We start from the raw sequence: 19,927 nt of genomic DNA on the forward strand, positions 1-19,927 counted from the left end.
GGAGGGTGAGCACATGTTAGGTCAGTTTATTATTAATTTATTTATAGCAACGCTTTGGTTTTTACTTAAAGATGATCCGATGGCAGATTTTACGACATTCATGTCAGGATTTTTAGTCGGAACATTGATTCTATATGCCATGCATCGGTTCTTTGGAACACAATTTTATTTGCGCCGTGTGTTAAAGATTATTAAGCTCATCCTTTTATTTATTCAGGAGCTGCTCTTATCAAGTATTTCTGTATTAAAACAAGTGTTGGACCCACAGTTGAAAATAACACCGGGTATTTTTATATATGAAACAAAACTAAGAGGCGACTATCAAGTCACAGCATTAGCGCTGTTATTAACGTTAACACCGGGGTCTGTCGTGATGGAAGTATCAGAAGATAACAGTACGTTTTATATTCATGCGATGGATATAGAGGAATCGAAAGAAACGGTAATCCGTTCAATCGGCAAGTTTGAACGTGCCATTTTGGAGGTGACACAATGATCGATCTGATTTTAAAAGCGGCACTTGTATTATTTATGCTGGCAATCGCGCTGTCCCTTTACCGTGTGATAAAAGGACCTTCACTACCTGATCGCGCAATTGCACTAGATACCATTGGTGTAAATTTAATTTCCGCGATTGCCATTGTCTCTATCGTATTAAATACAAAGGCGTTTTTAGAGGCTATTCTAATTTTAGGTATTTTAGCGTTTATCGGAACAATTGCATTCTCGAAATATATCGAAAGAGGTGTCATTGTTGAACGTAAATCAGCTGATTGAGTTAATGGCGGCACTGCTTATTTTAGTTGGTGCCATCGTGAGTGTGATTAGTGCATTCGGTATGATTCGATTGCCGGACGTGTACACACGCTCGCATGCTGCGACGAAAAGTGCGACACTTTCTGTATTACTTTGCCTATTCGGTGGGTTCGTGTATTTTTGGATTCATGATGGCTATGTAAGTATTCGATTAATTTTAGGGATTATTTTCGTATTTATCACAGCACCGGTATCCGGACACTTAGTATGTCGGGCAGCGTATCGGTCACGCGTACCGCTAGCAGAAGGTTCTGGAGACGATGCCTTAAATGAAATTTTATTTGGCGAGGAAAATATCCAAGTAAAAGAAGAAGTAGAGGCAACATTAAAAGAAATTAAAGAATAAATATATAAGGCATTTTAGAAGTGGGGAATAGACACTTCTAAAATGCTTTTTTGCTGCCTAAATTTTTTTAGTTATCCACAATCTATAATAAATGATATTTATTATAGTAAAAAATTATATAAAAATTGATTTTATATAAAGAAATAGTGGATAGTTTTTAATCTCTAATTAAAGTTTTGTGGATAACTTTTGGTCAACCTGTTGAAAAATCGTGATTAAATTGTGTATAACTCAATCGAAAGTGGATAACTTTGTGGATAAATAGTATATGTGGATAATATTTCTCGTTTTATTGACAAAAAAGCTAAGTTTATATATAGTACATTACAACACTAATGTACTGCATAATGCTGAAAGGAGGATTTCCTTGAATTTCAATGGTCAAAATACAGCACCTATTTATATTCAGATTGCAGAATGGATTGAAAATGAAATATTAGCTGACCGGTTGCTTCCTGATGGCAAAGTGTATTCCCAATATCAGCTTGCGGAAATTTTTAATATTAACCCGGCAACAGCAGGGAAAGGACTAACGATTTTAGTTGAAAAAGAGATTTTATACAAAAAAAGGGGTCTTGGGATGTTTGTTGTAACAGATGCGAAACATCGAATTTTAACGACGCGCCGAAGTGAAACATTGACGAAGATGGCCAAGGAAATTGTACAGGAATCAAAGCGGTTGGGCGTACTGGATGAGGATCTGATTAAACTGATTAAGCATATTCAAAAAGAGGGGTGAGGATATGATTACGTGTAAACAGTTGCAAAAGCATTATGGGAAAAAGGAGATTTTGACCGATGTTTCTTTTCAGATTGATGAACCAAAAATTATCGGACTCATTGGGCGAAATGGTGTGGGGAAATCAACTTTATTGAAAATAATAGCCGGTCATGCAAAAGCTTCAAAAGGATACATAGAAGTGGTCGGTCAAAAGCCTTTTCAAAACTTAACTGTTGCGGCAAATGTAATTTTTATAGAGGATGCGATGACGTTTCCGGCAGTTTTGACGTTAAAGGAAATTCTTGAATCCGCCAAAAAGTTTTACGCGAAGTTTGCGACGGATTTGGCTTTTAAGCTATTGAAGTTTAGTAATATATCGGAGAAAAATTATCATACCCAATTATCGAAAGGTCAAAAGGCTACGTTCAATCTAATTTACGGAATTGCCAGTCGTAGTGCCATTACCTTGCTGGATGAGCCAATGAATGGGATGGACGAAGCGATTCGGAATGATATGTACAGAGTGATTTTAAAGGATTTTATAGCCTATCCACGTGTCATAATAATTTCGAGCCATTACTTAAATGAGATGGAGCAGTTGATTGAAGATATTTTACTGCTTCATAAAGGGAAAGTGGCGTTGTTTGCACCGGTAGAGGAAGTGCAGGAGCTGGCGGTAAAGCTCGTTGGACAAAAGGGAAATGTGGAGCCCGCTTTAGATAAATATGAGGTGCTCGCTACATATGAAAATGGTCCGATTTTTGAAGCGATTGTGAGAAAGAATGATTTGCCATTACCGGAGAATGTGCGGATGCTAAGCTTATCCGCAAGTGATGTATGTCAAGTATTAACGGCAACGGAAGGAGGATCCATTGATGACATCTATCGTAAAAGTGAGTACGGCGCGGAATATTTATGAGCAGGTAAAGTGGAAGTGTAAGGCGTATAGCTCGATGTTTAGTACGGTGCTGATTTTATATATTTTACTGACACTACTTTCAGGTGGTGGAAGTGGCTCTTTAGGGATGGGACGCAGCTTCGTTAGCTATAGGGAACAATATTATACATTGGATTCCCTCTTTATATTTACTGTTTTGACGATGTTCATATTTGGTTGGTTGCTTGCATCAAAGTCCATTTCACGAGATAACTTTTCGATTGTCACGACAAGCTATACAGAAGCTATTTCATCTGCATTGTTCCTAGTTGTGCTATGTATTTTTACATTGGTTGCTGCAATCAGTACATTATGGATTTCGATATTGGTCGACATTTTACGTACGGGTGATTTATTTATATTTCATAGCATGGAATACTCATTGCTAACATTTATTAGTTTTACAGTTTGCTCGTTACTGGCAGCGTCGATTGGCTACTTTATCCATGTTGTGTTTGATTTTTCGAAAATTGTGTTTGCGCTTTTATGTGTAGGGATGTTTCTCCTCATTCGCCAGTATACGATTGAACTTTGGGGAATTCTTTTTGGGGGGAGCGCGTTTCAAATTATTGGGCGTAGTACAATTTATATTATTTTATTGTGGCTGCTCATTGTATTGATGCGCCAACGTAGAGAGGTGACGCGCACATGAGTATCGCTTTATTGTATTTCTTTTTAGTAATTATAGGGGTAACAATAACAGGTTTTTTCATAACGAAAATCCGTATTTGGAAGCCGAAACGGACATTGGTGTTTGTCGCTGTCTATTTTAGTTGTGGTCTTCTAGCCTTTGTCTATTTAATGTTTCTATCAGGCGATATCGCTAAAGCGCCTTCCAAAGAATTTTTACAAGAGCAGCGTATTGCTAATGAACAACTTTCAAGCGATTTAAAGTTACGAAAATTTGAAGGTTTAAAAGAAGAGCATTTAAAGTTTACGAAGACATTTGAAGCAACAGCAGAGAATATTGAAGTTATTCGCAATGAAGCCGGTCAGTACTTACCTATCCATATTTCATGGGCTGAGTCGGGTGAAAATAAGATAACTGTATCCTATTATGAAACGCCACTTTATTTAAATGGTGTATATATTACGCCATTTGTTGAAGAGCCTCGAATCGAATGGAATGATAATAAGCTTTATATTATAGAGGCAGATACGATGGTAACAGTAAAATCAGTGCACTTTTCTTCGCAACTGTTAAACATTGGTTTTCCTTCCCGGAATGATGATCCACTTTATAATTTAATAGGTCAACGTATTTTACACTTGAATGTTCCGAAACAGTTCAATATTATTGATAAGGATGGGTGGTATTAATCACTACTTAAAACTCACAATGAATTGAGCGAATAATGTGTTGAAAAAGTTATTAAAGTTAATCATTTTTATAGTAGTTGTTTATATATTTTTATATGTTAATAATAATTGGCTTGTAACGACGGAGTATGTCCATGAGTCCGACAAAATTCCAGCGAGCTTTGATGGTTTTAAGATTACGCAGGTGACCGATTTGCATGATGCAAGTTTTGGGGAAAATCAGTCACGTTTAGTGGAAAAAGTTAGGGCTACTAATCCAGATGCGATTTTCATTACGGGTGATTTAGTTGATAGTAGACGCTATGACCTGGAAAATAGCTTGCAGGCTGTTCGCCAATTTGTCAAGATTGCAGATGTTTACTATGTAATTGGAAATCATGAGGTTGCGCTGAATTTGACGGATGAGATTTATGCAGCATTGATAGAAATTGGCGTCCATGTATTGCCGAATGAAGCGTTGTTATTAGAGCGTAATGGGGAACAAATCGTCATTGCAGGTATTGAGGACCCGCTGATGGGGCAGGATGTAGAGCAATCAATTGATCAGGCCATGCAAAATATTAATAAGGATTTGTTTACAATTTTGTTATCGCATCGTCCAGAACAGTTTGAAGCCTATGTGAAAAAGGATATTGATTTAGTGATGACAGGTCATGCCCATGGGGGACAAATTCGAGTGCCTTTTATTGGGGGACTTGTTGCACCTTCGCAAGGTATGATGCCGAAATATTCAGCGGGAATTTTTGAAGAACAACAAACGAAGATGGTTGTAAATAGAGGGTTAGGTAATAGTCTGTTTCCTTATCGAATCTTAAATCTACCTGAAATCTATGTCATCCAATTAAATAAAAAATAGTTTAAAACGTCACGAAAATGTGGCGTTTTTTTGTTGGGGGTTTTCTAAAATCGGTTTCACATATTCGAAAATACGCTCCAAATCTTCAAAAAAAGTGATATATAGTTCTAATAACGAGTAAAATCTTTCTAATGAATCGTTAAAAAACCATTGCTCAGGCTTGAAAAACGCAAATTGTTCGTCAGCACAGCAACAGTATCGTAAAATAGAGAAAACAAGTTGTAGGAGTATGCAAAATGGAAGGTATTATTACTTTACTGGCAATGGTGGGAATTGTCGTGATGGTTGTGCGTTTTATGCCGAAAAAAGGTGTGAAATATATTACGACAAAAGATTTGCAACCATTATTGGAAGATAAGCAGTATGTATTTGTGGATGTTCGAACAGAGAAGGAATATAAAGAGTCACATATCCCTCAATTTATAAATCGCCCTGTTGGCACGTATTTAGGTGATTTGCCGAAAGATCGGCCTATTGTCGTTATCTGTCAAAGTGGCGTACGAAGCAACAAGAGTTGTAAGGAACTTGTAAAGTTAGGCTATACAGATGTAACGAATGTTCGCCGTGGGATGAATGGGTTGCGGGCTGGCTAAATAGAAAGGGGAGAAGAGATGAGGGTACCCTTCATCCGCTTCTCCCATTTTTTATTGAATTGTCTTTTTCATGGCATCGAGTAATGCTTGTGCGGAAATGGTTTTCTCACCGCCACCTTGAACAAGTGCATCATTGCCCCCGCCTTTACCGTTCATAATTGGTAAAACAGCTGCGGAAATTTCTTTCATTGATTGGGTTTGTTGATTGCCGCGTGCTGCAACAAACTGAAGCTTGTCCTCATTGTTTGCAACGAGAATAGCAATTGCATCATCATTTTGCTGTGTAATGAAACGGGCTAATTTTTGTAAGCTTTGGATAGAGCGGTTTTCAAACATTGCTGCAGCGATTTTTTCTTTAGCTAAAGTCTGTGCTTCAAACTCAAGCAGTGCATCCTGTGCCTCTGCTAAGCTTTTTTCGGTGCTCTTTGCCGTTTTTACAAATTTCCTTAATGCTTCTGCTGCTTCTTCCTCCGGTGCGCTTAGTTGACGAGCGACATCACTTAATACACCTTTGCGCATTGCAAGCTGCTGTAATACACGGTTGCCACAAACGAAATGTATACGAATTTGCTGCTTCATTTTTTCAGTAGCTAAAATTTTCAGTAAGCCAACCTGACCGGTAGATGTAGGGTGGGTACCACCACACCCGTTGTAATCATAGTCCGGAATAATGACTAAACGTATATCCTCATCGACTTTCACGTCTTTTCGCAAGTTATACTGAGCCAACTCATCCTTCGTTAACCATTTTGTTTCAATAGGCCGATTTTCCAAAATAATTTCATTTGCCCGCCTTTCCGCTGCTGCTAGCTGTTCTTCTGATATTTCACTCATATTTAAGTCGATTGTGACAAGTTCTGTGCCTAAGTGGAAACTCACTGTAGCAAAATCAAATAATTCCACAAAAGCAGCTGTTAAAATATGCTGTCCCGCATGTTGTTGCATATGGTCGAATCGGCGCTCCCAATTTAATTTCCCTTTAATTTCCCCGGAAATATTCGACAAATTTCCCGCTATATAATGACGGATTTCATCATCCACTTTCTCGACATCGATAATTTCCATGTCATTAATCCAGCCCGTATCATGAGGTTGGCCGCCGCCAGTAGGATAAAATGCTGTATTGTCTAATACAATAAAATTACGTGTTTCTTCACTGCCTGTTTTTACAATTTGTGCTGTAAATTCTTTCAACATTGCATCTTCATAATAAAATAACTCTTTCAAAATCCATCACTCCTTAAATTCTAGTTTGTCATATGAAAACGTTGCTGTCACGGTAAAATAATGGTTGTTATTTGACGCGCGGAAAATTTCGTTTATGATGAGATAGAAGGATTTTCCGGGAGGAGTACAAATATGAATATTACACAGTTTTCAGTAGAAGAAATTTTAGATCCAACAAATATTATTGAAGGTAAGCGCTACGAGTTTTTGTTAGATGTGGAAGTAGATGAGGAAGACGAGCTATATTCTGCAGCAGGCTTAGAAATCCGTGTCATCGTTGGTGTCATTGAAGAAAATGTTCGCATTGTGAACTACTTTATTATGGATAAAGCAAATAATGAGTTTTTGGATTTCGCATTGGAAGAAGATGAGGAAGCAGAAATTTTGGCCATTTGTAAAGAAGAATTATTCGCTGATTCAACAGAAATAGAAGAGCAATAAAAGTAAAAAAGCACCCCGTCATTGAACTTTACTCCACCAACTGTTGTGTTGGAGACGTTCAAAATGAGGTGCTTTTTTGTTATTTACATTCTACCAAGCGGCAATTGATCCATCTGTACGCGGCTCTGTTCCACCGTACAGCACGCCTGTTTTCTGATTGCGCCAAATGATTTGTCCGCGTCCGAAAATACCGCCGTCAACTGCCACGTGAATATCGTGGCCTTTACGCTGTAATGCCTGAACTAAGTAGTTCGGGAAATTCGGTTCTACTTCAATGCGCTTTTCGCCCATCCATTGCCATCTTGGCATATCAAGTGCTGCCTGCGGATTGAGTGCAAAATCGACTGTGTTCGTCACAACCTGGAAATGTCCTTGAGGCTGCATATAGCCACCCATGACACCAAACGGACCAACAGCCTGATTATCCTTCGTTAAGAAGCCTGGAATAATTGTATGATATGTGCGTTTGCCAGGTTTCAGGAAGTTTGGATGATTTTCGTCAAGCGAGAAATCATAACCGCGATTTTGCAGTGATACGCCCGTTTCTGGAACGACAATACCGGATCCGAAGCCCATATAGTTACTTTGAATATAAGACACCATGTTGCCATCTGCATCGGCCGTTGCCAAATATACCGTTCCACCCTTTGGAATATCAAATGGCTTTGGATCAATGGCTGTATCAGTAATTTCCGCAAATCGGGATTCACCGTAATTTTTTGATAATAATGTTTCTGTATCGACCGGCATTTCATAGCTTTCTGTAACAAATGCTTTCCCATCTGTATAGGCAAGTTTCATTGCTTCGATTTGGTTATGTAAGGTATCGGCATCTTGCCATTTCGCATCGGCATGCTGATAGATGTTCAATGCCATTTGTGCGACAATGCCTTGGCCGTTCGGTGGGATTTCCCAGACGTCATAGCCTTTATAATGCACTTTAATTGGATTGACCCACTCCGGCTCATAGCTTGCTAAGTCTTCCTTAGAAATAAAACCGTTATGTTTTTTCATAAAGGCATCAATTTTATCGGCGATTTCACCTTTATAAAATGCCTCGCCATTTGTTTTTGCGATTTTACGCAACGTATCTCCATGTGCCGGAGAACTCCATACTTCACCGATTTCAGGCATGCGTCCATCAATTGAAAATGTATCAAACCAGTGTTGGAATTCCTCGGTTGTAAGAGTTGCTTTATATTTTTTATAAGCAGACTGCCAGTTTTGACCGAGTGTTGCTGAAATAGGATAGCCTTCTTCTGCGTAGGAAATAGCGGGTGCCAATACTTCGCTTAACGGTAATTTTCCAAAACGCTTCGATAAGGAAGCCCATGCTGCTGGAGCACCAGGTACGGTAACTGGAATTACCCCATGCATCGGAATTTTATCTAAACCGCGTTCAGCTAATGCTTCTTTAGAAATAGACTTAGCAGAGGGTCCTGAAGCATTTAATCCGTATAGTTCATCCTTCATCCATACGAGTGCAAAGGCGTCACCACCAATACCATTTGATGTTGGTTCCACAACTGTTAAGGCTGCTGCTGTGGCAATAGCCGCATCCACTGCATTTCCACCTTTTTTCAAAATATCTAGACCTGCCTGTGCTGCTAATGGCTGAGATGTAGCGACCATTCCTCGATTCGCGATAACAGTATTACGCTTACTCGGAAATGGATAATGTAAAAAGTCCATAAAAATTCCCCCTTACCTAATAGTAATCAATAAAAAATGAATATTATGACTATTTTAGTATAGAAGGGGGTTATTTACAAATAAATATTTCAGATTTCGAAATAAATTAAGGGAATACAATATGCTAAACAGTAACGAAAAATTACTTCAACAGTTCATCAATCCAGCGCTGTACTTTTAAGCCTTCCTCAAATGGGACGATGAATGCTTCCTCACCTAAAAGGATTTTTCGACAAGCATCCAACATGGATTCCGGTGCTACCTTAGCAGGTACTTCTACTTCCGGTTCATAAGCTTTACTCGTATAAACCTGTGACCAGTTTCGTAATGTAACTACTTTTTCTGTACCGAAAATTTTATAGTCAATGCGCTCTTCCTGACCGATGCCGGCAAGTCCGTTTATCACAACAGGTATGCCGCTTGTTGTTTTAGCTAAAGCAGATACACCTGTTTCACATAGCCCCGTGTTTTCCGGATAGGTTGTTTCATGTGCGAGGATGTTGAGATCCCCAAATAAATGGTGAGTCAGCTGTAAATAATGCGGGAAAATCTCACGGATAAAGCCGCCTTGCTCACGTGAGGCAATCCAAGGATTTTGTTGCCATTTACGCGGCCATTCCGGGAAGTATGTATGTAGTTCAATGCGTGTAATATCCCCCATACCAGTTGCAAGCTCTTTTTTAAGCTGATGTACGGCTGCCCCATACATTAATGGGAAGTGCATCGCTGTTTTTACATTCGCGTCATTGGCAACACGTACCATTGTTTCCCCATCTGAAGCATCATGAGCAAGTGGTTTTTCAGACAAAATATGCAGTCCCTGCTTCGCGATTTCTTCTGCAAGTGTCGCATGGCTGACAGGGGGCGTCCCGATATACACCCAGTCTGGCTTTAAATTTAGTAATGCTTGCAAATCATTTGTTGTCGGTACATCATATTTCTCTGCCAACTGCGCTGTACGCTCTTCATTCGTGTCAAAAATAGCAGCAATTTCGTAGTGTTCGTTTTGTAATGCCTGGTTAATAATGCGCTCACCGACAACACCTGTGCCGATAATACCAATTGTTGTTTTTGTCATTTAGTTTGTGCTCCTTTTAAAAGTTGAGAGTTTTCTGATAGTTAGTGTAGCATATTTTGAGATTACGATAATAAAAAGAAAAGCGCAAAAACATGTTCCGCATGCTTTTGCGCCCACAATTAATATTTATCTATTACAACACCAAGTGAAGAAGCCTTTATGAAAGGTAAATTCTGCAATTGCTTTAAGCTCTCGGCAGTACCTGTTACAACGATGCCGTTAATGACTAGGTCATTTACGGAAAGCTTGTCATCCTCACCTGCAATGTTTTCTTTTAAATTTTGAAATTCCTGTTGCCAATAAGAATTGAATTTTGCACCTGAGTCAATGGCACTGATAAATCGTTCAGCAGGTTGATCTGCAAATGTCCCATCCGTATTTATAACTGAAAAACCGTAAGCATCTTGTCCGTTTAAGGTAAGAGGCAACTTTCCTAGAGGGTTTTGATTTTCATCATAATTGATGGAATATAATTTTCCCCCTTGCTCAATATGATTCACCCATAGCCATGTTTTTGTTATGTCTTTTGGGATAAGCGCCATCGCTTCACTAGATGTATATCCTTTATCAAAAGAAAGGGCCATTTCCACGAGTTTGTCATTTGCGATTTCATTAAGTAAAAGCAAATCATTATTTACCACATCGTAGTTTAACTGCGGGTAGAAAAATGTCATCATTCGTTGGCCAAGTTCATTGTAAGAGGGCTTCTTATCCATTTGAACGGTGAACCCAGTAGATCTTGACCCGATCCGCCCTAAAACTTCATCGCGGAATAAGCCGTATCCGTATCCACCTTCCCCTGAATAGATTATTCTATCTCCCACTTGTTTATATTTTTTATAGTAATTTTCTCCTCCCAAAATACCAGGATAAAATTCTTCTACGCCGATAAATTCGTTAGCTCCCTTTACCTGATTGTATTGATAAAAGGCGTTTTGAACAGGTGATGCGAGTAAAGGGGTAATGAAGCCATTTGCTAAAATACTCGAAAACAACACTACGACAATAACAATCATTGAAATTAATACTGTTTTCCATGTGCTTCTTCGCTTTGCCTTACTAATCGACTTCTTCATTTTTTCGATATTAAAAAGTTCACCCATTATAGATCCTCCCATTTCTTTTTTAATGCTTGTCGTGCACGCTGTAAATACGTGCGAATATGATTTTCGGATACGTCTAAAATTGCGGCCATTTCCTTATAAGATAGATCCATAAAATATTTCATAATGAGTAACTGCTGATACGTTGACGAAAGTCCCTGCAATGCTTTGTGCAACGTTTGATTTTGCTCATCGATGAGAAGATGCTCCTCAATATTTAATGAAGATTGAAATTGTTGCATTTCGTCATTACTTAAAGAGACGGACCTTTTATTTTTGTTATATAACGTGTAATAACGATGTAATGCCACTTTAAAAAGCCATGCGCGCAGATTTTTTGCTTGAATTTGCGATAAGCATTCAATTGTTTTCATAATGGTTTCTTGTGTGACGTCTTCTGCATCTTCCTTTGTAGCCCCAATTTTTAATAAATATTTGAAAACAATTTGTGCTTCTTCAAGCAAATAGTTTTCCCATGACTTGTCCATAGTTCACCAACTTCCGGATATCCATATGTTGAAAATAAGAAGCCTTAATCGTGTGAAATAAAACGAAATATGCTTTACTTATTGTAAGTTAACTTACTTATATAACTAATTAAATTCGTAAAAGTATACAAAATAAAAAAATATATTTTATAAACAAGCAAGGAGTGACGATGATGAAAGTTGTAATTATCGGTGGGGATGCTGCGGGGATGAGTGCGGCGATGGAAATTGTCCGTAACGATAAATCCGCACAAATTGTTGTTTTAGAAAAGGGCGATATTTATTCGTATGGCCAATGTGGGTTGCCTTATGTGATAAACGGAAAAGTACCGAATACAGATGAGCTTATAGCGCGGGATGTCGAGGAATTCCGTTCAAAATACGATATTGATGCGCGAATTTTTCATGAAGTGACGGCGATTGATACAAAACTACAAACAGTGAGTGGGCATGATGTAAATAGTAAGGAGCCTTTTGAATTTGCATATGATAAATTGCTGATTGCAACAGGTGCTGCGCCGAAAATGCCTCCATTGGAAAATGCTGATTTACAGGGCATTCATATGATTAAAACGATTCCTCAAATGAATGCACTGATGGAACAATTACCGAATGTGAAGCATGTTACAGTCGTAGGTGGCGGCTATATAGGATTGGAAGTTGTTGAAACGGTTCGTGAGCGCGGTCTGGATGTTCGTCTGATCCATCAAGGGAGTCAGTTAATGTCGATTTTAGATCCAGAGCTTTCAAAAATCATTTATGAAGAGGCGATTTCACATGGAGTGGAAGTATTACTGAATGAAGAGACAATTGGTTTTGAAGGGAAACAATGTGTCGAGGCAATCCGTACAAAAACAGGAACATACCCTACAGAACTTGTCATTGTTGCGACCGGTGTAAGTCCCAATACACAATTTGCAAAAGAGTTTGCAAAGCTTGGAAATGGGGCGCTCATCGTTAATGAAAAAATGGAAACATCTATTGCCAATGTATATGCAGCGGGAGATTGTGCGTCACATTTCAACCGGCTTAAGCAGCACGATGACTACTTGCCACTCGGTACTACAGCGAATAAGCAGGGACGAATCGCTGGTTTGAATATTGCCGGTTTTAATTATAAATTTAGTGGAATTGTAGGCACATCCATACTGAAGTTTTTTGATTTACAAATAGGGATGACGGGATTATCCAATGCAGACGCGGATAAGCTACATGCGTTGGTTGAGGCATATGTAATGGAAGTGAACGATATTGCTAGCTATTATCCTCATGCAAGTAAGATGAAACTGCGCATGCTAGTCGAACAACAAAGCCGCAAGCTTGTAGGATTGCAAATTGTAGGAAAGCACGGGGTCGATAAACGAATTGATGTGTTCGCAACAGCGCTTTACAATGAAATGACCTTTGAAGAATTATTGGACTTAGACTTAGCGTATGCCCCACCATTCAGCGGTGTTTGGGATGCGCTCATGCAGGCACCGAAGCGCTACGGAAAAAAGGGTTAAAAACGTCGCAAGCTCCAGCTATTATTGGGAAATAGCTGGAGCTTGTTTTGTGTTTAAAAGAGGTGTTAGTCAAATTTTGTTCAAATGAATTATCAATAGATAAACGTTCGACCATGCTGGCAGCTATGTTTGATCTGCAAGGTGGAATCATGGAGAAGGCTATCTACTTTGCTTTGAACTTATACATACTATAGCGCAAGTTTATGGAGAAAATGTCATTTTAATAAAGTTGTAAAAAATATGTAAAGTAGCCAATTGCTTATGAAAACCCGTAGTAGCAAGCGTTTCTAAGGGTTTCTTTATATATTTTTATTATTTTATATTGTTTTTATAACAATAATGTGACATGTATGACGAATATATATACGAATTTATTTCGAAAAATCACTTTGCATAAAAAAATCAAAGAAAAACAAACTAACTTCAATTAGGAATAAGGAGGAATAAGCATGAAAAATGATAGACATGAAGTATTTAATAAAAAATCCAAAAATGCGCTAAGTTTAGGGAAGATGATTGAAAATACGAAAGAAAATATTCAAGAGGCGGAAATTAGTAAAGAATTCGCATTTCCTGAAGAACTGGAAAATTTAGAGGAAAAAAATGCGCGACGTAAAACGGCCATTGCACAAATGGAAGAACAAATAAGAGAAGAAAAAGCCTTTCAAGCTAGAAAAAATTATTATAAATAATGCTTCAGTCAAAACGTTAATCTTAATGGGATTAACGTTTTTTTATTTAGTAAAAAGGCAGAATTTCAACTTTATGAATTTTTTATTGTGAGATATTCATTTTAACAATAAAACTCTCATACAGTGTTCTTGTGAGAGTGCTCATATTTTTCGTGCAATAGCAAAATAAAGTGGTTATCTATACTGAAAACTTGAAGGGAGGTTCTCATGAATTTATCTGACTTTTACCGTAATTCCGTACAGGAAGTTATGAAGAAGCTGGACGTAACACCATATGGACTGACAGACTACGAAGTGCGTTCTCGACATAAAAAATATGGCTATAATGAACTGAAAGAAGGTAAACAAAAGAATATCTTTCAAGTTCTGCTAGAGCAGTTTCAGGATTTTTTGGTCATTATCTTAATTGCTGCTGCCATTATTTCTATGTTTCTTGGTGATGTAGATAGCTCCATTGTTATTCTAATCGTACTTGTTTTAAATGCCGTACTGGGGACTGTTCAGCATGTAAGAGCGGAAAAATCGCTAAACAGTCTAAAGGAAATGGCGGCACCCGTTTCTAAAGTCATCCGTGAAGGAGAAGTAATTGAAATACCGTCAAGAAATGTTATTGTCGGTGACCTGCTCGTTTTGGAAGCTGGCGATTATATTAGTGCCGATGGTAGAGTAATTGAAAGCTATAGTTTGCAAATAAACGAAAGTTCGTTAACCGGTGAATCATTAGCCATTGATAAAATAGCGAACACAATCCATGAAAAAGAGCTTGCCATTGGCGATAAGAGGAACATGGTTTTCTCCGGGAGCTTTGTAACGAATGGTCGTGGAAAAGCTGTCGTTACTTCAATTGGAATGAATACAGAGATCGGTAAAATTGCCACTCTTTTGGACAATGCACAGGAGAAAAAAACACCATTGCAAGTGAGCTTGGATCGTTTTGGGAAGCGTCTTGCACTTGGCATTATTATTATTTGTTTAATTATATTCGGACTTGATCTAATTCGAGGGCGGGAGTTAATTGATTCCTTTATGTTCGCCGTTTCGTTGGCGGTTGCAGCGATTCCGGAAGCACTCAGCTCGATTGTGACGATCGTTCTGGCAGTGGGAACCACAAATATGGCGAAGGAAAATGCCATTATTCGTAAGCTGCATGCAGTAGAAAGTTTGGGGAGTGTATCGATTATCTGTTCAGATAAGACAGGGACACTTACGCAAAATAAAATGACGGTGCAAGAGGTCTATACAGGCGATCAAGTTCTGCCATTTAACGAGCTACAGCTAGTTAATCCAAATCATAAAAAACTACTCGAATTGGCCATGCTCTGCAATAATTCCGTTGTATTGAAGGATAAGGAAATCGGGGATCCAACGGAATTGGCCCTCGTGAAGTTAGGACGTGAATATGACTTGAATGAACATATTGTACGTGGCCTTCATCAACGCGTTGGTGAATTACCTTTTGATTCGACTCGTAAGGTAATGAGTACAGTTCACCGCATGGGAAATCGTTCCGTCATGATTACAAAAGGTGCAGTTGATGTACTTCTGCCGCGTATTAGCCGCATTCATTCAAGTAATGGTGGGTCTAACATAACGACGCAGCAAGTAGAAAAAATCAATCACGTAAATGAAACCTTCTCAAATGCTGGGTTAAGAGTAATGGCGATTACGTATAAAGATTTATTTTCTCCTACCTTAACTGAAAAAGAGGAGCATAACTTAACTTTTGTTGGATTAATCGCGATGATGGATCCACCACGCGAAGAATCGGCACAAGCAGTGGCAGATTGTATTAAAGCGGGAATCAAGCCGGTCATGATTACAGGAGATCATAAAATTACTGCGATGGCGATTGCAAAGAAACTCGGCATTTTAAAAAATCCGAATGAAGCTATTGAAGGTAAAGAAATCGAAAAGCTTTCAGATAGGGAATTGAAGGCAAAGGTAGAAAAAATCTCAGTTTATGCACGTGTCTCACCGGAACATAAAATACGGATTGTGAAGGCATGGCAAGACAAAGGACATGTAGTCGCCATGACGGGGGATGGTGTAAATGATGCCCCAGCGCTGAAACAGGCCGAAATTGGTGTAGCAATGGGCACAGGGACAGAAGTTGCAAAGGATGCTTCCTCAATGATTTTAACCGATGATAACTTTTTGACGATCGTCAAATCGATTTCGAATGGTCGAAGCATTTACGCCAATATTAGTAACGCTATTAAATTCTTATTATCTGGAAACGCGGGTGCAATTATTGTCGTTTTATATGCAACGCTTTTTGCATTGCCTGCACCGTTTCTACCGATTCATCTATTATTTATAAATTTATTAACGGATAGTTTGCCAGCAATTGCGATTGGGCTAGAGCCGCATAATAAAAAGCTTATGAAAGAAAAGCCCCGTAACATAAATGAGCCGTTGTTAAATAAGAAGTTTGTTTCCCAAGTAGGGTTTGAGGGAGCGATTATTGCGGCAGTCACAATTATCGCCTTCCAAATTGGGTTATCGACAGGTGATACTGCAGTAGCTACAACGATGGCATTTGCGACGCTCTGTTTATCAAGACTGATACATGGCTTTAATTGCCGCTCCGAGGAATCAATTTTTAAACTGGGACTCTTCTCGAATTTAGCCGTGTGGATTGCATTTTTATTAGGATTTTCGATACTGAACTTTGTGCTAATTTCTGGATTATTTGAAGTAGCACGATTGAACAACTTCCAATATTTAGTTATTTATAGTTTATCATTAGTTCCACTAATTATCATTCAGCTTCATAAACTATTTTTCAAAGCGAGTTAAAGAGAGCTGCTTGAATATAAAGCGCATGCATGAACTAAATTGCATGCGCTTTTCGATTAAATGCTACGCGAGATGGCAACTTTTTTAGGCTTTTAACATAACAATAAAGTTAACAAGGTTATGGAAGGGTGACGTCATAAGTACAACAGTTAAGCATTTCTTCGGTCAGGCAATGACAGGGCAGGGCATAAAAAATATATACAAGGATTTAATGAATGAGGCACAAGCGGTGTATTTACTAAAGGGTGCGCACGGCTTCAAAGTTTCCGAGCTGCTCAAGAACATCGGTGACTACTATGTTAAAAAGGGCGCTAATATCGAGTATTTCCATGATCCGTTATTTGAGGACACAGTTGAAGGCATTTTTATTCAAGCACCACATCGGAATTTAATTCTTCAGGCAACCAATCCTTCTATAGAGCCTACTGTTCTTGGTGGACGGGATCATGTCATTTCCCTTTATGACTGTGTGGATGAAGAACAGCTTTCAGCGAGTGAGGCATTATTCTCTTTAAATGAAAAAAAACAGACCTACTATAATCACTGCTTTGCTGCTCTTTCCAAGGCAATTCATATTCATGATGACTGGGAAGTTGAAACGAGGAAGTATATGAATTGGAGCGGATTGAATCAGCAATTTGCCTATTTGACGAATCAATTATTCGGTGAGACGAAATTGGATAAATCCAGTCAGCTGTCCCACCGGCTACTCGGAACGTTAACACCGGCAGGAGCACGTGATACCGTTCCAAGTATTACGCAAAACCTGGAAAAGAGACTATTCATCAAAGGGTATCCAGGGACAGGGAAATCCTCGATGATGAAGCGATTAGCAAAAGAAGCGCAGAGTCGTGGATATGATGTGCAGCTCGTATGGTGTGGGTTGGATTCTAATTCAATTGATATGGTCATTTTGCCTGAATTAAAGTTCTGTATTTTTGATAGTACTGAGCCACATGTCTATTTCCCGGATGAGAATCGTCCTGGAGATGAAATTTTCGACATTGCCAAGCACTGCCATCCAACAGAAGTAGAGATAAAGAACATTGATAGGCTTGTTGCACAATATAAAGCGACCATGCTGGAAGCGAAGCATTTTTCAAAGCTATATGCAGATGAAGAGCGGAAAGTCCGTGAAGCAGTGGATGTAGCTCTAAACGAGGATGAATTCAATAAACGGACAGTCCCGTTATTTGATCTCGTGGAAGAGTTTAAAGACCATATAAATGAACAACGCATATGATAATAGATGAATTATGAAAGGAATGATCAAATGTATTATCCTTATGGGTACCAATTTCAGCAATACCATTATCCTACGCATATACCGGTCAACCCATATGGGGGTACGCCAGGCAACGTAAATTATCCAATGTGGGTAAATACTACAGCCCCATATTGGCAAGGCGACTCCTCAAGTCATCAGGGAGTGATTTTAAAGGACTATGGAAAAAATCCGTTTGTCATCAATATTGAGGAAGCGGCGAGACAGAACCAGACGTATCGTACCGCTCTTTGGACAGGAAATCATCTACAGCTTACTTTAATGAGCATAAATCCTGGTGAGGATGTTGGGCTAGAGGTGCATCCACATGTGGACCAGTTCATTCGAATTGAGCAGGGCCAGGGGATTACCCAAATGGGGAAAACAAAAGATAACCTGAATTTTAATAGAATGGTATTTGATGGTTCTGCTATTTTTGTGCCTGCCGGAACATGGCATAATGTTACGAATACAGGGCAGACACCATTAAAGCTTTATACAATTTATGCACCACCAAACCATCCATTTGGTACGGTTGAACCTACTAAAGCGAGCCATGAAGAACATAGGAAATAGAATTGAAAAGTAAAGAGCGACTGGATGACCGGTTACTTTTTTTGAAGAAAAAACAATTTTATGACAAGTATTAATATATTTTTGGAGATTTATATTTTAAAATATCAAAACTCAACAATATTGATACTCTCACTCACACCCTAGTAATAACAAGGTATTGGAAGGTGATTACTAGGTTCAAAAGTGGGAGGGTTTTCTTGTGATTTAGGGCTATGTGAGGGTGTCGATCGCTAAATCCTTTGGTAAAAAGGGGTTTAGCGATTTTTTATTTCTCCTTCTGCACTTTTAAAGCTTCATTTCAGCCTGATACTTCTCACGATTTTCATCATATCAACCGATTAAGTACGAAAGCGAATTTAAATGGATAATATAAGATATTTTTATAAAAATAATGATGGATTTAGAATAGGAAGTGTGTAAGGTTAAAGTGAATTAAACTATTATTTTAACTATAAATTGTGATTTTGGAGACCTTAATAAATAAAAATAAAGAAATAAAGAAGGATAAGGCATTAAAGTATAACTCAATCTTACAATTGAAAGGAGTTCGACATGGAAATTAGAGATTTACATAATTTTATTCAAGTAGTAGATCATGATAGCTTTACCAAAGCGGCTGAGGAAATGTATGTTACGCAATCTTCTTTAAGTAAAAGTATTAAACGCTTAGAAAAACAATTGACTTCCGAACTGCTCGACAGAAAATCCAAAAAAGTAAAGTTAACAGATATAGGAATGTTAGTTTACCAACAAGGAAAAGAGATTCTTTATGCGATTGATGATTTACAGTTGCTTATCAAAAAGAGTAAAAATATAGAGGTGGGGCGTTTGAAATTAGGTATGCCCCCTTTAATTGGGACTTTATTTTTTCCAGAAATAGCAGAAACGTTCAATGATAAGTTCCCAAACATAAAAATTGAATTATTCGAACGTGGAGCAAAAAAGCTCGAAGAAATAGTTTTAGATGGAAAGGTAGAAATAGCATTAGTCGTCTCTCCATACTTTAAAAATAACATGTATGATATATACCCTTTTATTGAAGATGAGTTCTTTGTTTTTTTACATAAAGATCATGTACTAGCATCTAAAGCAGAAATTTCAATTAACGAATTAAGAGATGAAAAATTTATTATTTTCACGGAAGAATTTACTTTACATGACTACGTTATTAATGCATGTAAAGAAGCAGGTTTTTCACCAGAAGTTGTATATAAAAGTTCTCAATGGGATTTAATTTTAGAGTTAACAGTCTCTAGTAATGGTGTTACATTACTTCCGAGGTCAATCTATAAAAAGAATCTTAATCCTAATATAAAGTTAATAAAAATTAAAGGCGAACCTTTGTTATGGAAGCTTTCCTTCATAACGTTAAAAGATTCATACAAATCGTTTGTATTAGAAAAATTTATTAGTTTAATAAAAAAATAATTTAATATTCCTGTTAGGAATGATTAATATTCCTATTATTCCTTT

At 38.1% G+C, this 19,927-nt stretch carries 21 protein-coding genes; 16 read left to right on the top strand and 5 right to left on the bottom strand.

The genetic code is table 11. The annotated features are described in order from the left end of the window. Positions 1-13 precede the first annotated feature (13 nt). From H9632_RS14640 to H9632_RS14680, 9 genes are all read left to right on the top strand, one after another. Positions 14-496, top strand: coding sequence for a Na+/H+ antiporter subunit E (locus H9632_RS14640; RefSeq protein ID WP_191704815.1), 483 nt, complete (start codon positions 14-16; stop codon positions 494-496). Further along, positions 493-777, top strand: coding sequence for a Na(+)/H(+) antiporter subunit F1 (locus H9632_RS14645; RefSeq protein WP_191704816.1), 285 nt, complete (start codon positions 493-495; stop codon positions 775-777). The genes H9632_RS14640 and H9632_RS14645 overlap by 4 nt, the downstream gene beginning before the upstream one ends. Continuing rightward, positions 755-1,162 carry a Na+/H+ antiporter subunit G gene (locus tag H9632_RS14650; protein ID WP_191704817.1) on the top strand — a complete coding sequence of 136 codons (408 nt, stop codon included), beginning with the start codon at positions 755-757 and terminating at the stop codon, positions 1,160-1,162. The genes H9632_RS14645 and H9632_RS14650 overlap by 23 nt, the downstream gene beginning before the upstream one ends. A gap of 367 nt (positions 1,163-1,529) precedes the next feature. Beyond that, positions 1,530-1,901 (top strand): GntR family transcriptional regulator, encoded by a 372-nt coding sequence (locus H9632_RS14655; RefSeq protein WP_191704818.1) that lies wholly within the window; start codon positions 1,530-1,532, stop codon positions 1,899-1,901. Between the two features lie 4 nt (positions 1,902-1,905). Further along, entirely contained in the window at positions 1,906-2,802 is an 897-nt protein-coding gene (locus H9632_RS14660) for an ATP-binding cassette domain-containing protein (RefSeq protein WP_191704819.1), read from the top strand. Then, a complete protein-coding gene (locus H9632_RS14665) occupies positions 2,759-3,472 on the top strand; it encodes a silver transporter (RefSeq protein ID WP_191704820.1) in 714 nt (237 codons plus the stop codon). Before H9632_RS14660 ends, H9632_RS14665 begins: the two co-directional genes overlap by 44 nt. Beyond that, the gene (locus H9632_RS14670) at positions 3,469-4,140 is read left to right on the top strand and encodes a glucose-6-phosphate isomerase (protein ID WP_191704821.1); all 672 of its coding nucleotides are present in this window, start codon (positions 3,469-3,471) and stop codon (positions 4,138-4,140) included. The genes H9632_RS14665 and H9632_RS14670 overlap by 4 nt, the downstream gene beginning before the upstream one ends. Positions 4,141-4,180: 40 nt before the next feature. Then, on the top strand, positions 4,181-4,996 hold the full coding sequence (locus H9632_RS14675) for a metallophosphoesterase (RefSeq protein ID WP_191704880.1): 816 nt from the start codon (positions 4,181-4,183) through the stop codon (positions 4,994-4,996). Between the two features lie 236 nt (positions 4,997-5,232). After that, the gene (locus H9632_RS14680; protein ID WP_191704822.1) at positions 5,233-5,589 is read left to right on the top strand and encodes a rhodanese-like domain-containing protein; all 357 of its coding nucleotides are present in this window, start codon (positions 5,233-5,235) and stop codon (positions 5,587-5,589) included. Positions 5,590-5,640: 51 nt separating this feature from the next. Here the strand turns inward: H9632_RS14680 and H9632_RS14685 are convergent, their stop codons facing one another. Continuing rightward, complete coding sequence (locus H9632_RS14685) at positions 5,641-6,816, bottom strand: alanyl-tRNA editing protein (RefSeq protein WP_191704823.1); 1,176 nt, start codon at positions 6,814-6,816, stop codon at positions 5,641-5,643. Between the two features lie 132 nt (positions 6,817-6,948). On the opposite strand from H9632_RS14685, the gene H9632_RS14690 reads away from it, so the two are divergent. Continuing rightward, a complete protein-coding gene (locus H9632_RS14690; RefSeq protein ID WP_191704824.1) occupies positions 6,949-7,257 on the top strand; it encodes a DUF6509 family protein in 309 nt (102 codons plus the stop codon). Positions 7,258-7,347: 90 nt separating this feature from the next. On the opposite strand, the gene H9632_RS14695 is transcribed toward H9632_RS14690, so the two are convergent. The 4 genes from H9632_RS14695 to H9632_RS14710 form a co-directional block, all read right to left on the bottom strand. Beyond that, positions 7,348-8,949 carry a gamma-glutamyltransferase family protein gene (locus tag H9632_RS14695; RefSeq protein WP_191704825.1) on the bottom strand — a complete coding sequence of 534 codons (1,602 nt, stop codon included), beginning with the start codon at positions 8,947-8,949 and terminating at the stop codon, positions 7,348-7,350. 142 nt (positions 8,950-9,091) lie between these two features. Then, entirely contained in the window at positions 9,092-10,027 is a 936-nt protein-coding gene (locus H9632_RS14700; protein WP_191704826.1) for a Gfo/Idh/MocA family protein, read from the bottom strand. Positions 10,028-10,146: 119 nt separating this feature from the next. Beyond that, complete coding sequence (locus H9632_RS14705) at positions 10,147-11,130, bottom strand: anti sigma factor C-terminal domain-containing protein (protein WP_191704827.1); 984 nt, start codon at positions 11,128-11,130, stop codon at positions 10,147-10,149. Further along, a complete protein-coding gene (locus H9632_RS14710) occupies positions 11,130-11,618 on the bottom strand; it encodes an RNA polymerase sigma factor (RefSeq protein WP_191704828.1) in 489 nt (162 codons plus the stop codon). The genes H9632_RS14705 and H9632_RS14710 overlap by 1 nt, the downstream gene beginning before the upstream one ends. 173 nt (positions 11,619-11,791) lie before the next feature. On the opposite strand from H9632_RS14710, the gene H9632_RS14715 reads away from it, so the two are divergent. The 6 genes from H9632_RS14715 (at position 11,792) to H9632_RS14740 (ending at position 19,882) form a co-directional block, all read left to right on the top strand. Beyond that, the gene (locus tag H9632_RS14715) at positions 11,792-13,123 is read left to right on the top strand and encodes an FAD-dependent oxidoreductase (protein WP_191704829.1); all 1,332 of its coding nucleotides are present in this window, start codon (positions 11,792-11,794) and stop codon (positions 13,121-13,123) included. A gap of 449 nt (positions 13,124-13,572) precedes the next feature. Continuing rightward, the gene (locus tag H9632_RS14720; protein ID WP_191704830.1) at positions 13,573-13,815 is read left to right on the top strand and encodes a spore protein Tlp; all 243 of its coding nucleotides are present in this window, start codon (positions 13,573-13,575) and stop codon (positions 13,813-13,815) included. Between the two features lie 207 nt (positions 13,816-14,022). After that, complete coding sequence (locus H9632_RS14725) at positions 14,023-16,614, top strand: cation-translocating P-type ATPase (RefSeq protein WP_191704831.1); 2,592 nt, start codon at positions 14,023-14,025, stop codon at positions 16,612-16,614. Positions 16,615-16,843: 229 nt separating this feature from the next. Beyond that, positions 16,844-17,857 carry a nucleotide kinase gene (locus tag H9632_RS14730; RefSeq protein ID WP_318247707.1) on the top strand — a complete coding sequence of 338 codons (1,014 nt, stop codon included), beginning with the start codon at positions 16,844-16,846 and terminating at the stop codon, positions 17,855-17,857. Between the two features lie 30 nt (positions 17,858-17,887). Beyond that, positions 17,888-18,454 (top strand): cupin domain-containing protein, encoded by a 567-nt coding sequence (locus H9632_RS14735; protein WP_191704833.1) that lies wholly within the window; start codon positions 17,888-17,890, stop codon positions 18,452-18,454. A 552-nt stretch (positions 18,455-19,006) separates the two neighbouring features. Beyond that, the gene (locus tag H9632_RS14740) at positions 19,007-19,882 is read left to right on the top strand and encodes a LysR family transcriptional regulator (protein ID WP_191704834.1); all 876 of its coding nucleotides are present in this window, start codon (positions 19,007-19,009) and stop codon (positions 19,880-19,882) included. Positions 19,883-19,927: the final 45 nt, after the last annotated feature.

The sequence above is a fragment of the Solibacillus merdavium genome (genome assembly GCF_014836935.1).
Classification (GTDB): domain Bacteria; phylum Bacillota; class Bacilli; order Bacillales_A; family Planococcaceae; genus Solibacillus; species Solibacillus ferritrahens.

Bases quoted from the DNA above. Each gene is read 5' to 3' on its own strand.
- H9632_RS14695 (WP_191704825.1), bottom strand. From the start codon at position 8,949: ATGGACTTTTTACATTATCCATTTCCGAGTAAGCGTAATACTGTTATC.
- H9632_RS14725 (WP_191704831.1), top strand. From the start codon at position 14,023: ATGAATTTATCTGACTTTTACCGTAATTCCGTACAGGAAGTTATGAAG.
- H9632_RS14705 (WP_191704827.1), bottom strand. From the start codon at position 11,130: ATGGGTGAACTTTTTAATATCGAAAAAATGAAGAAGTCGATTAGTAAG.
- H9632_RS14660 (WP_191704819.1), top strand. From the start codon at position 1,906: ATGATTACGTGTAAACAGTTGCAAAAGCATTATGGGAAAAAGGAGATT.
- H9632_RS14670 (WP_191704821.1), top strand. From the start codon at position 3,469: ATGAGTATCGCTTTATTGTATTTCTTTTTAGTAATTATAGGGGTAACA.
- H9632_RS14645 (WP_191704816.1), top strand. From the start codon at position 493: ATGATCGATCTGATTTTAAAAGCGGCACTTGTATTATTTATGCTGGCA.
- H9632_RS14690 (WP_191704824.1), top strand. From the start codon at position 6,949: ATGAATATTACACAGTTTTCAGTAGAAGAAATTTTAGATCCAACAAAT.
- H9632_RS14740 (WP_191704834.1), top strand. From the start codon at position 19,007: ATGGAAATTAGAGATTTACATAATTTTATTCAAGTAGTAGATCATGAT.
- H9632_RS14665 (WP_191704820.1), top strand. From the start codon at position 2,759: ATGACATCTATCGTAAAAGTGAGTACGGCGCGGAATATTTATGAGCAG.
- H9632_RS14710 (WP_191704828.1), bottom strand. From the start codon at position 11,618: ATGGACAAGTCATGGGAAAACTATTTGCTTGAAGAAGCACAAATTGTT.
- H9632_RS14715 (WP_191704829.1), top strand. From the start codon at position 11,792: ATGAAAGTTGTAATTATCGGTGGGGATGCTGCGGGGATGAGTGCGGCG.
- H9632_RS14735 (WP_191704833.1), top strand. From the start codon at position 17,888: ATGTATTATCCTTATGGGTACCAATTTCAGCAATACCATTATCCTACG.
- H9632_RS14720 (WP_191704830.1), top strand. From the start codon at position 13,573: ATGAAAAATGATAGACATGAAGTATTTAATAAAAAATCCAAAAATGCG.
- H9632_RS14640 (WP_191704815.1), top strand. From the start codon at position 14: ATGTTAGGTCAGTTTATTATTAATTTATTTATAGCAACGCTTTGGTTT.
- H9632_RS14700 (WP_191704826.1), bottom strand. From the start codon at position 10,027: ATGACAAAAACAACAATTGGTATTATCGGCACAGGTGTTGTCGGTGAG.
- H9632_RS14680 (WP_191704822.1), top strand. From the start codon at position 5,233: ATGGAAGGTATTATTACTTTACTGGCAATGGTGGGAATTGTCGTGATG.